The organism is Candidatus Binatia bacterium (assembly GCA_029243485.1).
Taxonomy (GTDB): domain Bacteria; phylum Desulfobacterota; class Binatia; order UBA12015; family UBA12015; genus VGTG01.
Window position 1 is genome coordinate 158431 of record JAQWRY010000007.1, and the last position, 21126, is coordinate 179556.

The window sequence follows — 21126 nt, forward strand, 5'->3', positions numbered from 1 at the left end:
CCCATGGGAAACGCAAGCCTCGAGCGCAGCGGCGATATCGCCACGCTCCGGATCGATCGGCCGCGCGCGATGAACTCGCTCGACGCCGAAACCTTGTCGGAACTGCGCGTGCACGTGCAGACGCTCGCGCGTGAGCCGGCGCGAGTCGTTCTCGTTCGCAGCGCGGGTGACCGCGTGTTCGTCGCGGGCGCCGACATTGCTGCGATGTCGAAGATGAGCCCCGAGGAAGCGAGGACGTTCTCGGAACTCGGGCATGAAACGTTCGATGCGCTCGAGGCGTTGCCGAGTCTTCAAGTGGCGGTCGTCCAGGGCGCCGCGCTCGGCGGCGGCTGCGAACTCCTGCTCTCTTGTGATCTCGCGATTGCGAGCGAGAAAGCTCGGTTTGGCCAACCCGAAACCAACCTGGGCCTTCTGCCGGGTTTCGGGGGCTGTTCCCGCCTGGTCCGTCGGATCGGTCTCGGCGCGGCGCGGGATCTCATCTACAGCGGCCGACTGATCGGTGCGCAGGAAGCCCTGGCCGCGGGCCTCGTGAACAAGGTGGTTGCTCCAGAGGAACTCGATGCCGGTGCCTCTGCCTGGGCTGCGGAGTTGGCCAGCCGGCCGCCCTTGGCCGTGCGGCGAGCCAAGGCGGCGATGGCGGCGGCAGAAGTGAGTGATGCTCGCACCGCCGCGCGAGTCGAGATCGAGGGCTTCGCTGGCGTGTTCGCTTCCGACGATTGTCGGGAAGGTCTGAACGCGTTTCTCGAGAAGCGCACGCCGACGTTCCAGGGACGCTGATGATGAAGAGCCAAACGAAACGTCCGCTTCGAATACTGGTCGCCAAGCCCGGCCTCGATGGCCATGACAGGGGGGCGAAGATCATTGCTCGCGCCCTGCGCGACGCCGGGATGGAGGTCATCTACACCGGTCTCCACCAGACGCCGGAGATGATCGTGGAGGCAGCCCTCCAGGAGGACGTCGACGCCGTCGGGCTGTCGGTTTTGTCGGGCGCCCACCGGGTGCAGTTCCCGGCGGTCATCGAGCTACTCGCCGCGCGCGACGCCGCAGACATCGTTGTGTTCGGTGGAGGGATCATTCCGGTGGACGACATCACCGCGCTGTCGAAAGAGGGGGTGTCCCGTATCTTCACGCCTGGTGCGACGACTGACGAAATCGTGGAGTGGATTCGCTCGAACGTCCGCACGCGCGGCTGATGGCGGAATCCGTCGAACAGCGTGACATCGTCATCGTCGGGGGTGGCCCCGCCGGTTCGGGGACGGCGCTGGCTCTACAGAAAGCGGCGCCGGAACTTGCTGCGAGGGCGCTGATTCTCGACCGAGCCGAGTTCCCGCGCGACAAGACCTGCGCGGGTGGGCTGATTCCCATGACGCTCGGCCTGTTGGAAAGCGTCGATCTGTCGCTGTCGGTGCCGGCGGTCCGGGTTGACCACGCGCGGGTCGAGGCCGGCGGAGGCGGTGCGATCGAAGTGGCCGCGGGTGGGTGCTGCTGGGTGATCCGACGCCGGGAGTTCGATGACATGCTCCTGTCTGCGGCACGGGATCGCGGGACCGAGGTGCGCACCGGCGTGCGAGTGCGCGGCGCGGAACGCCGCGGTGACGTCATCCGCCTCGACACGAGTGACGGCCCGATCGATGCGCGTGCGGTCGTCGCGGCCGACGGCGCGGGGAGCCTTCTCCGCCGACGGCTCGTCGACCCGGACGAAGGCTGGGTGGCGCGCGCGATCATGTGCGACGTTCCCATTGCGGGGGACGTGGCGCCGGACATCTACGAGTTCGATTTTCGTGACGTGCCCGACGGCCTGGCCGGGTACGCCTGGTCGTTTCCGTGTTGGATCGACGGCCGGCCGCATTGGAACGTTGGAGCCTATTCGGTCCGCCGCCGAGGCGAGGGCGAGCGGCTGGCCGGGATCCTCGACGGTCGCAGTGGTGGGATCGCGGACCGCAAGGCGCACCCGATACGCCTGTACGAGGCTGGACGTCCGCTGGCGGCCCCCGGCGTCCTGCTGGTGGGCGATGCGGCCGGGGTGGATCCGCTCCTGGGGGAGGGGATCTCCTTCGCCCTGGAATACGGCCAAATGGCCGCCCGGGAGCTCCAGGAGGGCTTCCTCGCGGGCGATTTGCGCTTCTCCCGGTATCAGGCCCGGGTGGCGGGATCGCCCCTGGGAAAGAAGTTGCGAAGGCTCGCTCTGGCCGCGAGACTCTTCTACGGCCCGAGAAGCGATCTCTGGTTCCGGGTGGCTCGCCTCAGCCGGACTGCGCAGCGAATCGGGATGAATTGGTACAACGGTGTAGGGCTCTGGAATCCGACGGTTTCGGCGCCCCCGGAGGCTCCCTGAAGGGGCGGCCACGGGGACGGTGGCATCGCTCTGGGGCCCGCGCCCGATCTTGGAGGACAACATGGCAGACGCAGTGATCGTATCGGCAACACGAACCCCCATCGGAGCCATGGGCGGCTCGCTTTCGACCCTTCCCGCAACGAAGCTGGGCTCGATCGCCACGAGCGAGGCCCTGCGCCGCGCCGGCGTCGAGGGCAAAGAGCTCGGAGAGGTCGTGCTGGGTCACGTTCTTGCCGCGGGCCTCGGCCTCAATGCAGCGCGCGTCGCCTACCTCGATGCCGGGATCCCCAAAGAGGTTCCGGGCTACGGTGTGAACATGGCTTGCGGATCGGGCCTGAAGGCCGTTGCGAACGTCGCCTCGGGCATCCGCAACGGGGACTATGACATCGGCCTCGCCGGCGGCATGGAGAACATGTCGAGTTCGCCGTACCTGCTCGAGAAGGCCCGCTACGGGTACCGTCTCGGTCACTCGCAGGTCTTCGATTCGATGATCAAGGACGGGCTCACGTGCCCGATGACCGACGTTCACATGGGGGTCACCGCGGAGAACATCGCCGCTAAGTACGAAATCTCCCGCGAAGAGCAGGACGAGTTCTCGGCGGGCAGCCAGAACAAAGCTGGCGCTGCGATGGAAGGCGGCAAATTCAAGGCCGAGATCGTCCCGGTCCAGGTCCCCGGCAAGAAGCGTGGCGAGACCGTTGAGTTCGCCGTCGACGAGTTCCCGCGTCCGGGCACCAGCGCCGAGAAGCTCGGCGGCCTCCGCGCGGCCTTCAAGAAGGATGGCACCGTGACGGCGGGCAACGCATCGGGAATCAACGACGGTGGCGCCGCTCTCGTGGTCATGAGCGAGGACGCCGCAAAGTCGCGTGGCCTGAAGCCTCTCGCGAAGATCCGCACCTGGGCGTCCGCCGGCGTCGATCCGTCGATCATGGGCATGGGCCCGTGGCCGGCGTGTGAGAAGGCCCTTGCTCAGGCGGGTCTCACCAAGGACCAGATCGACCTGTGGGAACTCAATGAGGCGTTCGCGGCGCAGTCGCTCGGCGTGCTTCGCGAGCTCCAGATCGACCGTGACCGTGTGAACGTCAACGGTGGCGCGATCGCTCTGGGCCACCCGATCGGCGCCAGCGGCGCGCGAGTGCTGGTCACCCTGCTGCACGCCATGCAGGACCGCGACAAGAACCTCGGTGTCGCCTCGCTCTGCATCGGCGGCGGTCAGGGCATCGCGATGATCGTCGAGCGGTAGAGAGCATTCGGTGGTGGGCCGCACGGCAGCGTTCTTCGACATCGACGGAACGTTGCTGGCGGTCCACTCCGCTCCGCACTACGCCCGGTACATGCGCAAGCACGGACGGGCCCGTCGTCGCGATCTGCTTCGTACGGCGTACTATCTGCTCCAGTACCGGTTGAATCTGCTGGACATGGAGGGTGCGCTCGAACGAGCGAGTGAACTGATCGTCGGTCAGGAAGAGGCCGAGGTCGCCGCGTTCTCGCTCCGTTGGTACGAAGACGTCATGCGTGAGCATCTCGTGCCGGTCGTGTGCGATCTGCTCGCGCAACACCAACGGCGTGGCGATACGGTTGCGCTGTTGAGCACCACGACGAGCTATCTCGCCGACCCCATCGCCCGCGACCTGGGTGTCGACCACTCTCTGGTGACGCGCCTGGAAGTCGAGGACGGCCGGTTTACCGGTCGAGCCGATGGTCCGATCTGTTATGGCCGCGGAAAGGTCTTCTGGGCGAAGAAGTTCGCAGAAGAGGAAGACGTCGACCTTGCGCAGAGCTACTTCTACACCGACTCCGTGACGGATGTGCCGGTGCTCGAGTTGGTCGGCCACCCGCGGATCGTGCAGCCGGACCGCCTGCTGAGACGCGAAGCGCGGCGTCGCGGCTGGTCGGTGGTGCCGACCGACGGTGCGCCGCAGACATTGTGAGGAGAAAGCGACCGGCGCACTTGCACCCGCGTGTCGGTTGGGTCTAATTGCGTTCGCGACCGTCGTTTCGTCGGTTGCGCTTCATCTACAGGAATCCGATCGCTGGGCGGTCGCGGGAGGCAGAGTGTGACGACGAACGGGCTGGCGGCGGCCCCGGCGACGGGCGGGCGGGTTCCCCCGCAGAGTATCGAGGCCGAAGAGGCCGTGCTCGGCGGGATCCTTGTCGACAACCGCGCTTTGGACCAGGCGATCGAATCCCTCAACGCCGAGGATTTCTATCGCGAGGCGCACCGCCGGATCTTCCTGGCGTTGATCGACCTCGATGAGCGCGGAGAGCCCGCCGACGTCATCACGATCACCGAGGCGCTCAAACGTCGCGGTGATCTCGAGGCTGTCGGGGGCGCATCGAGCGTCGCGGAATTGGTGGACCGCACGGCCACCGCGTCGAACGTCGGCTTCTACGCGAAGATCGTCCGCGATAAATCCATCTTGCGTCGCCTCGTCGAAGCCGGCAGCGACATCGCGCAGCGCGCGAGCTTGGGTGCGGCGGACGTGGGCGAGTTGCTGGATCAGGCTGAGCAGGGCGTCCTGGACATAGCGAATCGCCGAATGCGGCCGTTTGCGCGCCTCGAAGAGATCATTGTCACCACGGTCGGGCAGATCGAGGAGATGTACAAGAACCCCGAGGCACTCACGGGGATTCCGACCGGTCTCATCGAGCTCGACAAACTGACGGCCGGGTTTCAGCCGGCCGACCTGATCATTCTCGCGGGACGTCCGTCCATGGGGAAGAGTGCCCTCGCGACGAACATCGCGCAGTATGCCGCAGCGAACACCGGCAAGGCCGTCGGGCTGTTCTCGCTCGAGATGTCGAAGGAATCGCTCGTCATGCGCATGCTCTGCGGCACGGCGCGGATCGACAGCAACAAGATCCGGACGGGGACGCTCACCGACGAGGACTTTCCGCGCCTCGCGATGGCCGCCGGCCAGCTGGCGGACCTTCCATTCTTCATCGACGATACACCGGGTCTGTCGGCCCTGGAGCTCCGGGCGAAGGCGCGTCGTCTCAAGCGCGAGAACGGCGGCATCGGTCTGATCGTCGTGGATTACCTGCAGCTGATGCAGGCGCACCGGCAGGTCGACAACCGCGAGCAGGAGATCTCGATGATCTCTCGCTCGCTCAAGGCGCTGGCGAAGGAGCTCGAGGTGCCCGTCCTCGCGCTCTCGCAGCTCAACCGGGCGGTGGAGAGTCGCGCGGACAAGCGGCCCATGATGTCCGATCTCCGTGAGTCCGGTGCGATCGAGCAGGACGCCGACGTGATCGCCTTCGTCTATCGGGATGACTTCTACAACAAGGCCTCGCCCGATCAGGGCGTCGCCGAAGTGATCATCGCGAAGCAGAGGAACGGTGCGACCGGCACGGCGCGTCTCGCGTTCCGCAAAGAGTTCACGAGCTTTGAGAATCTGAGCTCGCGAGACGACGACCCCGGCGGGGACGCGGACTACGACGACTACGATCTGTAGCCGTTCAGCTGCAGCAGGGACGTCGCGAGCCCGACCGGGTCGGGTGCGCTCGCGAGGGCGCCGATCATGGCGACGGCGTTCGCGCCCGCGGACAGGACGCCGGACGCCGTGGCCTCGGTGATACCGCCTATCGCGACGATGGGCAGGCCGACCGCAGCCCGCACGGCGCCGAGTGCGCCGTTTGCTCGGGGGGGGAGCGCGTTCGCCTTGCTCGACGTCGGGAACATCGGTCCGAATCCGATGTAGTCGGCGCCGCCGGCCTCCGCCGCACGGGCCTGACCCACGTCGTGCGTGGAGATACCGATCACGAACTCGGGGTGGTTTGCGACAAACCGAGCGGCGGTGAGCGGGAGGTCGTCCTGGCCGAGGTGCACGCCGGCGGCACCGCTTGCGAGCGCGACATCGAGGCGGTCATTCACGATCACGCGCGTGCCGTGGGGCCTCGCCAGTCCGATGAGCCGCTCCGCGATCGCGACGTGCTCACGACTCGGCGTGGATTTCACGCGGAGCTGCAGCCAGGGTACGCCTGCAGCAGCGAGCTTCTCGCCGAGAGCCAGCGGTTCGGCGGCTTCTCCGCTCATGACGTCGACGATCGCGTACAGAGGAGCCGGTAGGAAGCGCGCCACGAACGCAAAGGTGCCTTTCGAGTCCCCAAACGGCAAGCGGGGGCCACGCGAAGTGGGCCGCCCCCGCCCCGGGGAACCGACTATCGGCGGACGCCGAGCGCTCTCTTCATGCTGGGCGCGATGCGATCGCCGGCACGTTCCGGCAAGAGCGTGTCGATCAGCCCGGACTTCTTGGCCCAGGGGTGTTTCTGCGTGGGAGCCTCGGTAGGCGTCGGCGGGGTGAACGGCTGGGTCGGGACGGAGGTCGGCGGGATGAACGGCTGGGTCGGGGTGGGGGTTGGGAAGTTCGGTGTCGGCGTGACCTGAGGTGTTGGCGTGGGCTGAGGCGTCGCCGTCGGCAGGCAAGACTTGCGGGCACCAATCCACATTTGGAAGTCGAGGATCTCGCCGCTAGTCGCGGCCAAGATGTTGCTCTCTTGGGTGTGGACGTTCTCCCGAATGTGGATCTGAACCGGGCCGTTGGCGGTGACGCTCGCGAACTTTTGGATGTCTCATTTGGTGAAGTTGTACGTGCCGGTCTCGAGGAACACGGTCGAGTTCTGTCGGGCGAGGCGCTCTCCGTAACAACCGGGGGGGAGGGTCAACGAGCCGCCGGGAGAGACGACGAAGTTGGCTCCGCTGAGCGTACAGTTGTTGCAGACGTGTGCCGTGGGGAAGGTCGGAAGGCTGAGGCCGAGCGGGAAGCTCGTGGGTTCGGTGGTGCCGCGCACTTTGCCGGTGGGGTTCCCTGTGACTATGTTCGTGTACGCGTTGGCCTCAGACGCGACGGCTGCGAGGTTGAGCGTGTCCGCGGCGACGAACGGAGGCGGAGCGTCATCGAGCTGGTAGGTGTTCCGCCCGAGCTCCAGAGTGCCCCCGGCCGCCCACGTCGCGAAGTTCCCCGAGAGGTTCAGGTTCGCACCGATGTCCAGCCGGTTCTCCGCGATGATGGTGAAGTCCAGCCAATTGGTCGTCGGCAGCGTTGCGGCGGCGCGACGAGCGCGCATCGGCAGGCGGCGGCTCCAGGCCAGGCTCGGCGACAGGGCGGCGGCTACGAACAGGACCACGAGTGCGAGATGCGCTGGTGCCCTCGGGTTTCGATTCTTCTCTCGCTTTTGACGATGATCCGTGGCGGACTCGCCCATGGCAGCGCAGTGGCTGTCGGGTGCTGGTCGACAGAGCATGGAAAAGGCCACGAAGGCCTAAACAGACGTCGGAAAAGCGAGCCTCTTTCGGCCTCTGAACGTGCATTCCGGCTTGGAACGTTGCACGGTGCGGTCCTACTGCAGTGACTTGGGACCCCGCAAGTCGGGTCATATCGGCGATGTTATGCGTGCCTCTGGGGCCGGGGTGGAACGGGATCGAAGCCGAGGAGGGCCGGCACGAAGTAGCGGATGGCATAGAATCCGAACTTCAATGCCTCGAGCGTGACCCGCACGATCGAGCGCTCTCGCGTCCACCACAGGGGCCCGTAGATCGTCCCGCACCGGTAGACGCGAATGCCATCCCCCAGGTCGCCCAGCGAAAGCCAGAGCGTCAACTGGGCGCGGCGCGAGTGGGTCGGTGAGGTGACGGCGATTACCTCGCGCACGTCTGCGGAGCGCATCCAGGCGCCGAGGGCCAAGGCATCCTCCCAAGTGCTCGAGCCCGCGTGAAGGAGAACTTCGGCCTCGTCTGGCACTCCATGGTCGTGAGCGATGCGGGCGTTGAGCGTCGCATCGTCGATAGGGTGCCCGATGGCCGCGAGTTCCGTGTCGACGCGACCGCCGGAGAAGACCACCTTCGGGGCGACGCCTTGCCGGTAGAGTGCGGCCCCGCATTCCGCGCGTTCGGGGACCTGGCCCGGGAAGACGTAGATTGCCTGGGCGGAGGATGGAATCTCGCCGGAGATCGCAAGGAACTGCGGTACAAGGCACACAAGGCCCACGGCCAGCACACAAGCGATGAGCCATAGGATCCGCTGCGGGCCCCGCTTGCGAACCTCGGAGTCTCCGCCGATGATCGAAGGATGCTCTCTTTCGGGTGGTCCTGGATTCATCGAACGCGCATCCTCTCGCTGGTTCTACTGACCTTCGCGGTCGTCGGGCCCGTAGGCACGGCGGACGCACGTGAGTGCGGTGGGCGGAAGGTGTGTCGGTGTGGCGACCATGTTGCGCAGAACTACGAGCTCGTCGGCAGCCTCGGGCCTTGCAAGAAACACGGCCTGACGGTTCGCGGGGGCGTCACGCTGGAGGGGGGCGGGCACACGCTGCGTGGAAGCCGTGCGCGGTCGAGCAGCGGTGTTGTCCTGGACGAGAAGTCGTCGGGCGCCGTCGTCCGAAACCTCGAGGTGACCGGTTTCGAACGCGGGATTCGGCTCGCCGGCGTCGATGGCGCGCGCGTCGAGAACGTCGAGTCGCATCACAACGGCGACCCGGTCGCACACAAGGGGTACGGCATCGACGTGGCGCGTGGCGCATCGAACAACGTCATTGAGAACGTGTATGTCCATCACAATGCCGACGAGGGCATTCATATCGGGAACGACGCGCGAAACAACCGTGTGAGCTCCTCGCGCTTCGAGGAGAACTACCGGGAGAACGTCTATTTCCTCGAGAACGACGGGAATAGCCTTGAGAGCTCGACCCTCCGCGGGGGGGGCGCTTCGTCGGTTTTCATCAAACACGCCCGGAACGTGCGGGTCGAGGGCAACACGATCGACGGTCGCGGGATCCAGGTTCGCGGCGAGTCTTCCGGGGTGAAGCTGATCGGCAACACGGTGTCGGGCCAGGGCCTCACGATTCAGCCCTACAACAAGGGCCCCCGCGGTAAGACCGTGCCTCGGGACATCACCGTGTCCGGTGGCAAGATCAGCAGCTCCAAGCCATGTGTGCGGCTGATCGAAGCGCGTTCCGTTCGGCTTGAAGGCGCCGGGTTGGATTGCGGCACATCGCTCGAGCTGAATGCCGACAGCGATCTGACCGCGGTCAATACTCTTCTGCGGCGCGTCGAGTGCAAAGGCGCGGGGGTGGCTCGGGTGGAGCAGCGAGTGGACGTTCGCTTCGTCGATGCCGCGGGTGCGGCGGTTGCCGGCGTGGAGGTGGTGACCTCCGGAGGCCAGGTCGCCGGGACCTCGGGAGCGGATGGGGCCTGGAAGGGCACACTCTCGCTCGAGACGATCCGTTGTCCGGGACCGCGCCGCGCGGGGTCTTCGGAGGTGACTCTTCGCGTGGCCGCTTGGTCGCGGCAAATCACCGCACGCGATCTCGCCGGTGACGTCCGCGTCGGCGGCTGAGAGACTATTCCTGGCCGAGCTTGAGGGCGATGCGGTAGTCGCTCGGGCGCTCGCCGAGGCGGACCTCGGTCCCGATACCGATGCCGAGGAGGCCCCAGAACAGCAGCTGGATCGCGATGTTGTCGAACGGGTCAAAGCTCTGCATCGCGACCAGGAAACCCACCACGGAGAAGAGCACGGCCCAGAGCGCGGCGCGCAGTCCAGGGTCGGCCATCGTTTGCTGGCTGCGGTAGAGCGACACCAGGGCGGCGCCGAGGATCCAGAGCATCGCGCCCCAGCCGAGGAGCCCGTTCTCGAGTAGGAGCCTCAGGTTGCCGTTCGCCTGCAGGAGGGCGGCATCGCTCGCCGGGGAGCCCGGAGGAACCAACTCGCCGAGCGTGCGGGGCCCGAGCCCGAGCAACAGCTCGCGGGCGGGAAGCTTCGTCAGCGCGGTGCAGGCCTCGGTGGCCTCACCGCAGAGCACGGACTGCCAGTTGAGATTCCCCGCAGGGAGAGCGGTGTACACCGAGAGGTACGCAAAGGGCGCGAGGAGGATGAGCGCCGCGAAGGCCCAGCGAATGCTGAGGTGACGCCAGAGGTAGGCGCTGGCGATCAGGGCGAGGGTAATGAGCCCAGCCGGGTGACGGGTGAGTAGGATCCCGACGAGGCAAATCGTAGTGGAGGCGACCCAGAAGTCTCGCATCTCCCTTGTGTGGGCGCGTGACAAGCTGCAGAGCACGCAGGGCACGCCCAGGAGCAGGTACGTTGCAAGGGCGATTGGACTGCCAAGTGTGGATGAGATCGCGCCCGGTACCATGCCGAATTGGTTTCGGATCGGCGAATCCGGAGCGAGGTAGTCGGAGACGAGAAGTTCCAGGAGTCCCATGCCCGAGATCGCTACGGAGATCAGCGCGACCGCGTTGATTGCACTGCGAACGAATTGGCGCGTGAATGTGCCGTTGATCACTGCGAGCATCACGATGAAGCCGGTGATGAGGTAGTATGTCGCGCCGCGAATGGCCTGTACCGGCGAGTCCGACAGGAAGGCCGACGCGAGCGACAGCAGAAGGAACGCTGCGATCGGCAAGTTGAGCGGCGTTCGGTAGAGGCTGATCCGGTCTCGCGGCGCGTGCCGCAAGATCATCCAGAGCGCGCCGAACGCGATCACCCCGTGTAGCGGGTTGACCTTGGCACCGCCCAACTCGATGTACAGATCCGAGATCATCCCGGCGGGGATGAACGAAACGAAGAGGAGAAGCACCAGAAGGAACGCCCCGAGGGTGATCCAGCGGTTTAGTACTTTGAGAGCGGTGAGGCCGACGAGCTGCGCATCGAGAAACAGGGTTCGATGCGAAATGTAGAGTCGGTCGTACCGCAGCTTGTTCTGCGGAGAGGTGAAGTAGCCACCGCGGACCTGCGCGAGTCCGGTCATGCCGGGCGCGACGCGGAACCGATCGGCGTAGTGTGCGATCTCGTCGAGATAACGCTCGAGAAAGACTGGTCGCAGAGGACGCGGCCCTGCGAAGTTCATCTCGCCGCGGAGGACATTGATGAGCTGCGGAACTTCGTCGAGCTTCGAGCGCTTCAGGAACTTGCCGATCGGAGTGTAGAAGTCGTCCTGCGCGCTGAGCAGTCGACCGCCGATCTGTCGTTCCGAACCCTCACGAAGGGTCCGGAACTTGTACATCGTATAGAGCTTCTGGTTCCTGCCGACGCGCACGCCGGCGTAGAACAGGGGGCCTGGGCTGCTGATCTTCACGGCGAGTCCGACGGTCAGTAGGATCGGTGAAAGCAGCAGGAGAGCAGTGAGGGAAAGTGTGGCCTGCACGAGGTACCGGATCGAGGACTCGGGGACCTCGGGCGGGACGACGCGCGCCGGCGCTTGGCTGGTCGCCCCGGTTTCCTCCGATATTCCCGGGGGCTCTGCGGGATTGGGCACGGCGCGCAAGGTTACGGGTCTCGACAAGTTGGTGGCTCCAGAACTTCTATCGGCAGAATGCACGACGGGTAAGAATGCCGTCAACCCACGAGTCGCGGCTGAGCGTCGGCCGGGGTGGATTGGCTCAGTGCGTCGTGCCAGCTCTGGAACATGAGGAGGGTCCAGATCTCGCGGCTATTGTCGCGTTCCTTGGTCTCGTGGCCCTGAATGAGGTTCTGGACGGCATCGGCATCAAAGAAGCCGGCCGCTCGGATCCGGTCGGGCGCCAGGGTGTCGCGGACCCGCTCCCGCAGGGGGCCGACGAGCCAGCTCGGGATCGGGACGTTGAAGCCTTGTTTCGGGGCGTGGAGCGTCTCGTGGGGGAGGCGGTCCTCCATCGCTTTGCGCAGAAGGTACTTCTTCGTTTGGCGCTTCATTTTGAGGCTGCTGGGGATCGATGCCACGAGTTCGACGAGCGGGTGGTCGAGCAGGGGGACCCGACCTTCGAGAGAGGTCGCCATGGTCATCCGGTCGGCCTTCACCAGCATATCGCTCTCGAGCCCGATCCGGGTATCGATCGCAAGAAGCTGGGCCAGGAGGTCGCGCTCGTCGACGTCTCCGGCCGCCTCCTGGTACAAGCGCAGTGTCTCCTCGATGCCGTCGGGCTGTGAGGCGTAGAGTTCGCGCTTGGCGTCCTCGTCCAGGATGGCCTTCCAGGAGAGGTGGGCCTCGAGCGGGTCACGGTCTGCTCCCGCGACGAAGCGTTTGGCCATGTAGTCGAAGCTGACTTTGCCGTGGGATACGGGAAGCTGTCCCACCATGCTGGCGAGGAGCTTCCGTGCCGGTGATGGGACGAGGCGTCTATACCACCCGGCCAGGAGGGTTGCGGAGTACGTCTTGTAGCCGGCGAAGATCTCGTCGCCGCCTTCGCCCGAAAGCGCGACGGTCACGTGTTCGCGCGCGAGACGCGAGACGCAGAGGACCGGGATTGCCGACGAGTCGGCGTATGGCTCATCGAACGACGCCATGAGGTCGGGGACCAGCGCCACGGCGTCGGGCGTGACCACGAGCTCGTGGTGGTCGGTTTCGTACTTCTTTGCAGCGATACGCGCGCGATCCAGTTCGCTAAACGTCTTCTCTTCGAATCCGATCGAAAACGTCTTGAGCTCGCCGGTGTGGAACTTGCGCATACACGCAACGAGAGTGGCCGAGTCGACGCCGCCGGAGAGAAAGACGCCGAGAGGCACGTCGGAGACGAGGTGGCTTCGAACCGCATCGTCGACCGCGTCGCGCACGGCGTCGAGAGCGACGCGCTCGTCGGCGAGAGCCGGGTTCGGGGTCAGGTCGAGTGTCCAGTACCGCTCGATCGTCGTGTTGCCATTCTCGACGATCATCCGATGGCCCGGCGGGAGCTTGCGCGCATCACGAAAGATGCTGGCCGGTGCGGGGATGTGGGTGAGCGTCAGGTAGTCGTGAAGCGCCTGTCGGTCGATGGCGCAGTCCAGGCCGGCCGCAAGCAGACTCTTCAACTCGGAGCCGAAGAGAAGACGCCCGCGCGAATGGCCGTAGTACAGCGGCTTGATGCCCAGGCGGTCACGCGCCAGCATCAGCCGGCGTCGGGGTGCGTCCCAGATGGCGATGGCGAACATGCCGCGCAGTTTCTCGACGCAGGCGGTTCCGTACTCCTCGTAAAGGTGGACGATCGCCTCGGTGTCACTGTTCGTCTCGAACTTGTGACCCTTGCTCTCGAGTTCCTCGCGGAGCTCGCGGAAGTTGTAGATCTCGCCGTTCTGAACGACGCCGATCGTGCGATCCTCGTTGTAGAGCGGCTGGTGGCCGCCCTCGAGATCGATGATGGAGAGGCGCCGCATGCCCATCGCAAGCGGCCCGTCGACGAGGAAGCCCTGATCGTCGGGGCCGCGGTGTACGATAACGTCGCACATCGGCTGAACGTCGGCTTGGTTCAGAATCGCGGTGGGGTCGAGGGAGAGCTGTCCTGCAATTCCGCACATGACGCAGATTCTCTCCTAGACCGCGGCCTGTTGGCCGGGGCCGTTACGCAACCACGCGCGCGCGCCGTGAAGAAGGTCGAAGCTGCCTTCGATCTTGTGGCGAAAGTCGCGCAGGGAGTCGTCGTTCGCGATGAACGTTCGGCGAAGGCTGAACGGATGCGTTTCTTTGGTGACACAGCCCTCCATCGTGGTGCAGGCCAGATCGTATCCGGCCTCTCTTACGACGTCCTTCACTCGGTCGTCGAAGTCGCCCCGCGGATAACAGAAGGTTCGAACCCGGACGGCGGTGCGTTCCTCGATTCGATCACGACATTCGGTGACCTCGCGGCGAAGTGCTTCGTCGTCGAGGTCCGTGAGGTTCGGGTGGGTGAGCGTGTGCGCGCCGAGTTCGACTCCGTGGTGCGCCATCTCGCTTACTTGAGCCCAGTCGAGCGGCTTCACGCCGCTGCGATCTCGCAGCACGGGGAGCTCGTCGGTGCCGATGAAGTCCGCCGTGAGGAAGAGCGTCATCGGGATCGATTCGCGTTGCAGGATCGGAAACGCGTTTTGGTAGTTGTCCGCGAAGCCGTCGTCGAACGTGACGATGACTGTCCGATCGGGGAAGGGCCGCTTCGTGTCGAGGTGCTCACGAACTGCGCTGAGGGGGAGAAGATGGTATCCCTCCCGTCGCAGGAGCGCCATCTGCTCGGCAAACGCGCTCGGCCGCACGCAGGAGCGGTGCGTTTCTTCTTCGATGCGGTGGTAGTACAGGACTCGCGCCGTGCCCGACCGGCTCGGCCTTACGCGGCGCGCCACCGCCGCCGCTTCGCCGGCGACGGTTCGGAGGCTGCGGGAGAGCCGGGACCGGACCATCAGGCGGCCTCTTTCTGCGTGGCCGTTCGGAATGTGCGAACGAGCTCGGCGACGGTTTGTTCCATGTCGAAGTGCTCGACGACGCGGCGACGCCCTTCCTTTGCCATCCGATCGGCGCGCTCCGGGTCGGCGAGAAGCTCTCCCAGGGCGTCCGCCAGGGCGGCGGGGTCACGCTCGGGTACGAACAGGCCACTGGCGCCGTGCTCCACGAGTTCGGCGAGCGACGGGAGTTCGGTGCAGACCACCGGCGCGCCCGCGGCCAGTCCTTCGATCAAGATGTTCGGGATGCCGAAATGATCCTCGTGGTGCGCGGGCAGGGCCACGACCGCTGCGGTTTGATACGCGGGGATCAGTTCCTCTTGCGGGCGATAACCGGGGAGGCGCACCCGGTCCCCGAGATTCAGGGAGCTGATCAGATTCTCGAGAGCGCTTCGCTCTTCGCCTTCGCCGACGATTTCCAGTTCGGCGTCCGAGCCGCGATCGCGAAGCAGGCCGATCGCGCGAATCAGATCGTCGTAGCCCTTGCAGGTGCGCAGCGTACCGGCGCTCAGCACGAGGCGCGGATGCCTCGGCGCGCCGGTCGGTGCGAACGCCGGCAGGTCCACGCCGTGGTACACGGTGCGGATCCGGTCGGCGTGCTCCGGCGCGATCTCGGCGAGGTAGGTGCGGTTGAACTTCGTACACGTAATGACGAACTGCGCGGCTTCGATCTTCTCGCGCAGCATCGCGTGATGGACGAAGATGTCCGTCGCATGTCCCGAGAAGCTGTAGGGCAGTCCTGTCAGTTCGGAGATGACCATGGCGGCAGTCGCAGGATAGGTCGCCCAGTTCGCGTGGATGTGGCGCACGCCGCGTTCCTGCATCTCGCGCGCGAATGCGAGGCTCTGCGGCAGGATTGCCATCGACTTCGCAAGGGCCGCTGGCATCGAGCGGTGGCCGGCGGCGACGCGGGCCGCGATTCCCGCGGTCTGTGCGGGGTGGCGGGCCAGCTGAGCTAGGGTCTGTCCGCCGAGCGCTGTGGGAGCGGGCGGATAGATCGTACGCTCGAGCAGGGGGCGAGCGTCCTCGTGAATCTTCCAGCCCTTCGGCGCGGGGAGGAGAGAGTAGATCCCGAAATCGAGGCCGCTTTCGAGCAAGCCGCGTAGTTCGCGAAGGAAGTACGCGTCGACCTGGCGCGGGAACTGATTGACGATGAAGGCCAGCATGTTCAGGCCGCCGCTTTCAGGCGCTCCGCGAGGCTCCGGTAGAGTTGCTCGGTGTGGGCGACCATGGAGGCCACCGCGAAGACGGTCTCGACCCGCTCTTGTCCGGCTCGTCCGAACTTCTCGCGAAGTTCCTTGGAACCGCACAGGCGCGCGAGGGCATTGGCGAGGGCGGGCGCGTCGCGGGCCGGGACCAACAGTCCGGTTTCTTCCTGGATGATCACCTCGGCGTTCCCGCCGACGTCGGTCGCGGCGATCGACCGGCCGGCCGCCATGGACTCGATGACTGAGTTCGAGAGTCCTTCCTTCACCGAGGAGAGGACGGAGAAGTCGAGGCTCTGTAGCCACTCGGCTGCATCGGTACGGAACCCCGTGAAGTGGACGCGGTCGGCGATGCGGAGCTCGCGCGTCATGCGTCGGAGGCGCTCTTCTTCACTTCCGCCGCCGACCACGACGAGGTGCAGCTTCGGCGCACGGTCGCGGATCAGCGACATGGCCTGCAGGAGCGTGCCGTGGTCCTTGGCGGGCTCCACGCGAGCCACGACTCCGGCGAGGATGCAGTCGTCCGGTACGCCGAGTTCCTGGCGGCGAACCTGAGGATCGCATGGGGCGCGAAAGCGCTCGAAATTTACCCCGTTGTAGATAGTGAGCACCTTGTCCGGGTCGAGTCCGCCTCGGTCGAGAAGGTAGGTTCGTACCGCCTCGGAGTTGGCTACCACGCAGTCGGTCCTGCGCGCGAGCCACCGGCCGATGACGCGCTTGTAGGCCTCTTCCCAGATGTCGACGTTGCGCTCGGATGCGACGATGATGGGCACGCCGGCCAGTCGGGCCGCGAGGCGGCCCCAGGTATTGGCGGTCCAGAGGTAGGTCTGGACGATGTCGAAGCGCTCGCGCTTCATCAGACTGGCGAGCCGCAGAATCAAGCCGGGGTCGGCCCTCATGCGCTTGGGTTCGTGGTGGACCGGGACGCCGAAGGACGCGATTTCCTTCGCCTTCCGGCCGTAGCGGAAGCAGCACACGTGGGGCTCGAAGCGCTCTCGGTCGATTCGTTTGACCAGCTCGAGAATCTGCTGCTCGGTCCCGCCGATGTCGAGTTCATCGATGATGAACAGCACGCGGAGCGGGGGCCCCGAGGGGCCCGCCGTCTGCGGGAGACCGGAGCCGGAGCGCGGTCGCCACTGCAGGACCTGTGCACCGCCTTGGCTCGGCGAAACCTGATTTTCGTCCATGAAAGCGATCCTGAAATCGAATATCCGACGCGGCGCAGGCCACGTCGGAGGGGTCAGCGGGAGTTGTCCGTCGAATCGTCGGGCGTCGTGGGGCTCTTCATGCTGTCGACGCCGGCGGTGAGGTCGAGGATTGGTTCCCACCCGAGTTGGTCGCGCGCCGCGCTCGTGTCGTATCGCAGGCTCTCGGTGGCTCGCTTGAGCTTGTACCGCGTGAGCGGAAGGGAGCGACCGGTGAGACGAGTCGCCAATTCACAGCCCATGGCGATCGGGGTGAAAAGTGCCGAGGGGACGTACGTGGGACGGATCGGTGCGACGCCGGAGGTGGCCAGTAGCGCGAGGTAGTCGCCCTGCGAGGTCGTGCCGTCGACTACGTTGTAGGTTCCGCCACGCGCACCGCGCTCGCCGGCGAGCACTATCGCGTCGCAGGCGTTGTCTACATGGGTGAGGGGCAGCAGGTTGTTGCGTGACCCTACGACGATGCGTCTCCCACGGCCGCGTGGGACCGGGAAGCTGAGGCGGCCGAGGAAGGGCTTGGCCTCGGACCCGTACAAGAGCCCCGGGCGGATGATGACGACCTCGACGTTCGAGTTCTCGCCGAAGCGTCGCACCCGGTCGTCTGCCCGGGCTTTGGACCAGGCGTACGCGCCGCGCTGTTCGATCGAGGGATCGAGGGGCGTGGTCTCGTCGATGTCGCCGGACGCGGCGTCGGAGCCATAGATGCCGGCCGAGCTCACGTAGACGAACCGTTTCACGCCGGCAGCTTCCGCCGCTTCGAGAAGGTTCTCGGTGGCGGTTACGTTGTCGCGTTCGAAGGCATCCCGAGAGCCACCGGAACTGACACGCGCCGCAACGTGGAACACGGTGTCGATCGCGTGGGTGGCCCGGGCGAGCGCGGCGGGGTCGTCGAGTCCGCCCCAGACCGTCTCCTGGATCTCCTCTGGGATTCGCTTCAAGTCCGTTCCAACCCGTACCAACGCGCGCAGCGTGCGGCCTTTGGCCGCGAGTCGCGCAGACAAGTGGCGTCCGAGGTATCCCGTGCAACCCGTCAGGAGTTCCATGAGTCCTCGCCATTCGTGATGTGGCCCGTGCCGGTCTCGGCGCGTGCGACGGTAGAGAAGTGGTTCTCGATCTCGCGGAGCAGCCAGACGTTCTGGCGGCCGGCGGCGCCATCCACCGGTGCGGGGTCGCCCTGATCGAGGCTCTTGTAGAACCGTCGAATGTTCTGGCCGATGCCCGGGTACGTCTTCATTCGGCGCAGCGCCACGGCGAGGACAGTCTCGACCGTGGACCCGACGAGTTGCGCAGCCGGTTCCAGGTTAGAGGTGAACTTCGCGACCATCTTCGGGAGCTTGCGCACCTTCTCGACGGTCATCGCCATGGTGTTCAAGTTGGCCCGCAGCGTTCCCTTCGTTCCGAACACGTTCACGTGGTTCAGGTAGGGCTGGGCGCCCATCGAGAACGTCACGTAGCCGTAGGTTCCGTTCGATTCGAGAAGAACCCGGATCTCCCGCAGCAGGCCGTCCGCGCCGATCGGCTGCCCGACGATCTGCACGCCGTCGACCGGGCCGAGGAAGTGCGCGGCCAGGTACAGCGGGTGGGGTCCGAGGTTGTAGAGCGGGGCGAAGGGGTCCGCGACGCTCCAGTGAGCGTCGCCGGTCGGCGCAGGGCCACCGTCGACGGGGTTCACACCCTGGAGCGCTTCCACGGAGACGATCTCTCCGAGGGCGCCGCTGTCCACAAGGTTGCGTGCCTTCAAGATGACGGGGTCGAACAGTCGGTTGTGGTCGACACAGATCCGCCGACCGTACCGCTCCGCGGTCTCGATCATCTGGTCGCAGTCCTCGACGGACATCGCCATCGGCTTCTCGACAAGGACGTTGGCCCCGTTCTCCATCGCGGCGACGGCAAGCCTCGCGTGTGTCGCGGGCGGGGTCACGATGTGCACGATGTTCGGCTGCTCTTTGCGCAGCATCTCCTCGATGTCGTCGTAGAACGCTGGGATGTTGCGCTGCTGTGCGAACTCCTCGGCGGTGTCGCGGTCGGCATCGCACACCGCCACGACCTGGGCGTTTGGCACATTTTTGGCGTAGCCGTGGTGGACGGCGGCGATACGGCCGGCGCCGACGAGGGCTACCCGATGGGAACGCTCACTCATGATGATGAAAAGCTCGCTGAGATCAGCCGAAGGTCGGCAGGTAGCGCCAGAAGTCGTTGTTGAGCGCGCAGCACTTCGCACACTTCGGGAAGAGGCGGCGCTCCTTCAACGTCCGGCGGAAGGTCTGGTAGGCATCGTTGTTCCAGATGTCGATCACGCTCGAGTCGAGAACGTTGCCGAAGGCGACGTCGATCGAACATGAGTACACGTCACCATACGGGCTGATGCGGAACGTCTTCCATGGGTAGAAGCACTTCTCGACGAAGGCGTATTCGTCATCGAGGAAGCGACGCTCCATCTGCTCGGGCGTCGTGAGCGGCGGCCCGAATCCGATCGGAATGCCGTACTCCTCGCTCTTCTTTTTCGCCTTCTCCGATTCCTCAAACAGCGTCTGGCCGTTGACCTGACGGAGGTACATCGGAAGGTCCTGGTCCTCTTCCTTTGAGGCGACCGGAAGCGGCACGAGGTCTTCGGTCTCCCGGTCGTGCTCGGGGGTGGTGTAGAACATGTAGTCGAAGTCGACCGTGTCGACGCCGGTGTCCTTCAACCAGTCGAGAACCTCGCTGTAGCGATGCTGGTTCAGGGCCGAGACGGTCACGGTGATGCCGATCTTCGGCCGCCGGACGCCCAACTCCTTCTTGGCGTCCTGGATGTTCTGGATGCCCTCGAGCAAACGGCGGAAACTGCCCTTTCCGCGGCGGATCTCATCGTGCAGATCGTCCGGGCCGTCGACCGAAATCGACAGTGCATGCGGCTTCAGGGCGACGAGTCGACGGGCTTCCTCGGGGCGGAGGAACCAGCCATTCGTGTTCACGCAGAGGTGAATCGGCGTCTTCGTGATGTGCTCGATGATCTCGAACGCGTCCTTGCGCAGGAAGACCTCACCGCCGGTGATCGTCATGTCCTCGACGCCCATCTTCGCGATGTCGTCGATGACCTTCTTCACTTCTTCGGTGCTGAGTTCGTGGCCCTGGCGGGACTTCACGTGCTCCCCGTCGGTCTTGTTGTGCATCATGCGGGGCAGATCGAGTGGGCACATCTGGCAGGACAGATTGCAGCGTAGGGTCAGCTCGAAGGTGACCGACTGCGGCGTCCATGCCTTACCGCCGGCGACGGTGTACGGAATCCAGTACTTGTAGGATTTCAGGTTGCTCTTGGTGAGACCGCGGTCTCGCAACCATCCCTTCATGTCATCGGCTACGGAATTTTCGTCGTTCGTCATGGCGTGTGCGCTCCGGCGGATCGGGAATGGAAATGGGTTCCCTAAAGGAACCGACGTCCCTGCTGGCGCAGACGGAGGCCGTCGGCGCGGGTAGGAAATGAGAAGTACGTTGCTTGGCTGCGATCGTTGGGCTGCGTGCTGGCACTGCCACCTTCGAGGCGATCGATCGCCTCGATGATGAGCCGCGCTCCGGCAGCCTTGGTCTTCCGGATTACCGTGTCCTGCGTGTCCGCGTCGCCGATCTCGACGGTCTCCTGTAGGAGGATGGGGCCGTCGTCGAGCTCCTCGTTCATGAAATGCACCGTCGTGCCCGTTTCCTTCTCGCCGTTCGCGAGAACCCAGAAGCTGGGAAGCCGCCCGCGGTACCGGGGAAGGAGAGCCCCGTGCACGTTGATGCAGCCCAAACGGGGCAGGGCGAGGATCTCGCTCTTGAACTTCTGACTCGCGTTGATCGAGATGATGACGTCGAGGTCGAGACTTCGGAGGAAGTCGAGGTACTCCTTCGAGTTGACGCTCTCGGTCGGGTGCAGAGGGAGATCGTACGCCTTCGCGACGCCTTGGACCGAGTAGTGTCCTGGAAGCGGCACGTACTGCTCTAGGATCGCGAGCGCGCGTCGCGATGCGTAGCGCAGCCCCTGCCGGAAGAACTGAACCAGGCCGTAGACGGCCAGGTGATCGCGCATCGTCGTGGTCCAGGTCTGCTTGGGCATCAGCGCCGGCAGAATCGTCATCCCGGCGAGGTTCGCCCGCCGGTGTCGAAGCACCGTGTGGGTGAACTGCGGCAGATACAGGCAGTCTTCCTGGGTGATGATGAAGGCTTTGAGTGGCATTGCGTTCGTTCCTACACTCGATCGGTCATTCTGAGGGTGTGGCCGGTTATAAACAAGT

20 protein-coding genes are annotated in these 21126 nt (G+C 65.4%); 7 read left to right on the top strand and 13 right to left on the bottom strand.

What is annotated here, in order from left to right:
- Positions 1 to 3: 3 nt before the first annotated feature.
- From P8R42_04420 to dnaB, 6 genes are all read left to right on the top strand, one after another.
- Positions 4 to 777 (top strand): enoyl-CoA hydratase-related protein, encoded by a 774-nt coding sequence (locus P8R42_04420; protein MDG2303894.1) that lies wholly within the window; start codon positions 4 to 6, stop codon positions 775 to 777.
- A gap of 2 nt (positions 778 to 779) precedes the next feature.
- Positions 780 to 1193, top strand: a complete 414-nt coding sequence (locus P8R42_04425) for a cobalamin B12-binding domain-containing protein (protein MDG2303895.1) — start codon at positions 780 to 782, stop codon at positions 1191 to 1193.
- Positions 1160 to 2335: an FAD-dependent monooxygenase gene (locus tag P8R42_04430; GenBank protein ID MDG2303896.1), complete on the top strand. Its 1176-nt coding sequence runs from the start codon at positions 1160 to 1162 to the stop codon at positions 2333 to 2335. Before P8R42_04425 ends, P8R42_04430 begins: the two co-directional genes overlap by 34 nt.
- Positions 2336 to 2396: 61 nt before the next feature.
- A complete protein-coding gene (locus P8R42_04435) occupies positions 2397 to 3578 on the top strand; it encodes an acetyl-CoA C-acetyltransferase (GenBank protein MDG2303897.1) in 1182 nt (393 codons plus the stop codon).
- 10 nt (positions 3579 to 3588) lie between these two features.
- A complete protein-coding gene (locus P8R42_04440) occupies positions 3589 to 4266 on the top strand; it encodes an HAD-IB family hydrolase (GenBank protein MDG2303898.1) in 678 nt (225 codons plus the stop codon).
- A gap of 126 nt (positions 4267 to 4392) precedes the next feature.
- Positions 4393 to 5790 carry a replicative DNA helicase gene (gene dnaB / locus P8R42_04445; protein ID MDG2303899.1) on the top strand — a complete coding sequence of 466 codons (1398 nt, stop codon included), beginning with the start codon at positions 4393 to 4395 and terminating at the stop codon, positions 5788 to 5790.
- Here dnaB and thiE read toward each other — a convergent pair.
- The 4 genes from thiE to P8R42_04465 form a co-directional block, all read right to left on the bottom strand.
- Positions 5778 to 6416, bottom strand: coding sequence for a thiamine phosphate synthase (gene thiE / locus P8R42_04450; GenBank protein MDG2303900.1), 639 nt, complete (start codon positions 6414 to 6416; stop codon positions 5778 to 5780). The two genes, dnaB and thiE, sit on opposite strands and share 13 nt — an antisense overlap.
- An 80-nt stretch (positions 6417 to 6496) precedes the next feature.
- The gene (locus tag P8R42_04455; GenBank protein MDG2303901.1) at positions 6497 to 6820 is read right to left on the bottom strand and encodes a hypothetical protein; all 324 of its coding nucleotides are present in this window, start codon (positions 6818 to 6820) and stop codon (positions 6497 to 6499) included.
- Positions 6821 to 6907: 87 nt separating this feature from the next.
- On the bottom strand, positions 6908 to 7579 hold the full coding sequence (locus tag P8R42_04460; GenBank protein MDG2303902.1) for a hypothetical protein: 672 nt from the start codon (positions 7577 to 7579) through the stop codon (positions 6908 to 6910).
- A 143-nt stretch (positions 7580 to 7722) separates the two neighbouring features.
- Positions 7723 to 8433 carry an ElyC/SanA/YdcF family protein gene (locus tag P8R42_04465; protein ID MDG2303903.1) on the bottom strand — a complete coding sequence of 237 codons (711 nt, stop codon included), beginning with the start codon at positions 8431 to 8433 and terminating at the stop codon, positions 7723 to 7725.
- On the opposite strand from P8R42_04465, the gene P8R42_04470 reads away from it, so the two are divergent.
- Positions 8404 to 9669 carry a right-handed parallel beta-helix repeat-containing protein gene (locus tag P8R42_04470; protein MDG2303904.1) on the top strand — a complete coding sequence of 422 codons (1266 nt, stop codon included), beginning with the start codon at positions 8404 to 8406 and terminating at the stop codon, positions 9667 to 9669. The genes P8R42_04465 and P8R42_04470 overlap by 30 nt on opposite strands.
- 4 nt (positions 9670 to 9673) lie before the next feature.
- Here the strand turns inward: P8R42_04470 and P8R42_04475 are convergent, their stop codons facing one another.
- Genes P8R42_04475 through P8R42_04515 form a run of 9 tightly spaced genes read right to left on the bottom strand, consistent with a single transcriptional unit; the run spans position 9674 to position 21068 of the window.
- Positions 9674 to 11614 carry a sugar transferase gene (locus P8R42_04475; GenBank protein MDG2303905.1) on the bottom strand — a complete coding sequence of 647 codons (1941 nt, stop codon included), beginning with the start codon at positions 11612 to 11614 and terminating at the stop codon, positions 9674 to 9676.
- A gap of 53 nt (positions 11615 to 11667) precedes the next feature.
- Positions 11668 to 13578 carry an asparagine synthase (glutamine-hydrolyzing) gene (gene asnB / locus P8R42_04480; protein MDG2303906.1) on the bottom strand — a complete coding sequence of 637 codons (1911 nt, stop codon included), beginning with the start codon at positions 13576 to 13578 and terminating at the stop codon, positions 11668 to 11670.
- Positions 13579 to 13593: 15 nt separating this feature from the next.
- Positions 13594 to 14430: a polysaccharide deacetylase family protein gene (locus P8R42_04485; protein MDG2303907.1), complete on the bottom strand. Its 837-nt coding sequence runs from the start codon at positions 14428 to 14430 to the stop codon at positions 13594 to 13596.
- The gene (locus P8R42_04490; protein MDG2303908.1) at positions 14430 to 15635 is read right to left on the bottom strand and encodes a glycosyltransferase family 4 protein; all 1206 of its coding nucleotides are present in this window, start codon (positions 15633 to 15635) and stop codon (positions 14430 to 14432) included. Before P8R42_04490 ends, P8R42_04485 begins: the two co-directional genes overlap by 1 nt.
- 2 nt (positions 15636 to 15637) lie before the next feature.
- Positions 15638 to 16861, bottom strand: a complete 1224-nt coding sequence (locus P8R42_04495; protein MDG2303909.1) for a glycosyltransferase — start codon at positions 16859 to 16861, stop codon at positions 15638 to 15640.
- 53 nt (positions 16862 to 16914) lie between these two features.
- Positions 16915 to 17919 (bottom strand): NAD-dependent epimerase/dehydratase family protein, encoded by a 1005-nt coding sequence (locus P8R42_04500; protein ID MDG2303910.1) that lies wholly within the window; start codon positions 17917 to 17919, stop codon positions 16915 to 16917.
- Positions 17907 to 19016, bottom strand: coding sequence for a Gfo/Idh/MocA family oxidoreductase (locus P8R42_04505; GenBank protein MDG2303911.1), 1110 nt, complete (start codon positions 19014 to 19016; stop codon positions 17907 to 17909). Before P8R42_04505 ends, P8R42_04500 begins: the two co-directional genes overlap by 13 nt.
- 22 nt (positions 19017 to 19038) lie before the next feature.
- A complete protein-coding gene (locus P8R42_04510; protein ID MDG2303912.1) occupies positions 19039 to 20238 on the bottom strand; it encodes a radical SAM protein in 1200 nt (399 codons plus the stop codon).
- A 41-nt stretch (positions 20239 to 20279) separates the two neighbouring features.
- The gene (locus P8R42_04515) at positions 20280 to 21068 is read right to left on the bottom strand and encodes a formyltransferase family protein (GenBank protein ID MDG2303913.1); all 789 of its coding nucleotides are present in this window, start codon (positions 21066 to 21068) and stop codon (positions 20280 to 20282) included.
- Between the last annotated feature and the right edge of the window lie 58 nt (positions 21069 to 21126).

What these genes read in the sequence shown, in the direction of transcription:
- P8R42_04505 (MDG2303911.1), bottom strand. Translation starts at nt 19,016, where the DNA reads ATGAGTGAGCGTTCCCATCGGGTAGCCCTCGTCGGCGCCGGCCGTATC.
- P8R42_04510 (MDG2303912.1), bottom strand. Translation starts at nt 20,238, where the DNA reads ATGACGAACGACGAAAATTCCGTAGCCGATGACATGAAGGGATGGTTG.
- P8R42_04515 (MDG2303913.1), bottom strand. Translation starts at nt 21,068, where the DNA reads ATGCCACTCAAAGCCTTCATCATCACCCAGGAAGACTGCCTGTATCTG.
- P8R42_04465 (MDG2303903.1), bottom strand. Translation starts at nt 8,433, where the DNA reads ATGAATCCAGGACCACCCGAAAGAGAGCATCCTTCGATCATCGGCGGA.
- P8R42_04485 (MDG2303907.1), bottom strand. Translation starts at nt 14,430, where the DNA reads ATGGTCCGGTCCCGGCTCTCCCGCAGCCTCCGAACCGTCGCCGGCGAA.
- P8R42_04490 (MDG2303908.1), bottom strand. Translation starts at nt 15,635, where the DNA reads ATGCTGGCCTTCATCGTCAATCAGTTCCCGCGCCAGGTCGACGCGTAC.
- P8R42_04425 (MDG2303895.1), top strand. Translation starts at nt 780, where the DNA reads ATGAAGAGCCAAACGAAACGTCCGCTTCGAATACTGGTCGCCAAGCCC.
- P8R42_04420 (MDG2303894.1), top strand. Translation starts at nt 4, where the DNA reads ATGGGAAACGCAAGCCTCGAGCGCAGCGGCGATATCGCCACGCTCCGG.
- asnB (MDG2303906.1), bottom strand. Translation starts at nt 13,578, where the DNA reads ATGTGCGGAATTGCAGGACAGCTCTCCCTCGACCCCACCGCGATTCTG.
- P8R42_04495 (MDG2303909.1), bottom strand. Translation starts at nt 16,861, where the DNA reads ATGGACGAAAATCAGGTTTCGCCGAGCCAAGGCGGTGCACAGGTCCTG.
- P8R42_04435 (MDG2303897.1), top strand. Translation starts at nt 2,397, where the DNA reads ATGGCAGACGCAGTGATCGTATCGGCAACACGAACCCCCATCGGAGCC.
- P8R42_04500 (MDG2303910.1), bottom strand. Translation starts at nt 17,919, where the DNA reads ATGGAACTCCTGACGGGTTGCACGGGATACCTCGGACGCCACTTGTCT.
- P8R42_04460 (MDG2303902.1), bottom strand. Translation starts at nt 7,579, where the DNA reads ATGCTCTGTCGACCAGCACCCGACAGCCACTGCGCTGCCATGGGCGAG.
- P8R42_04470 (MDG2303904.1), top strand. Translation starts at nt 8,404, where the DNA reads ATGCTCTCTTTCGGGTGGTCCTGGATTCATCGAACGCGCATCCTCTCG.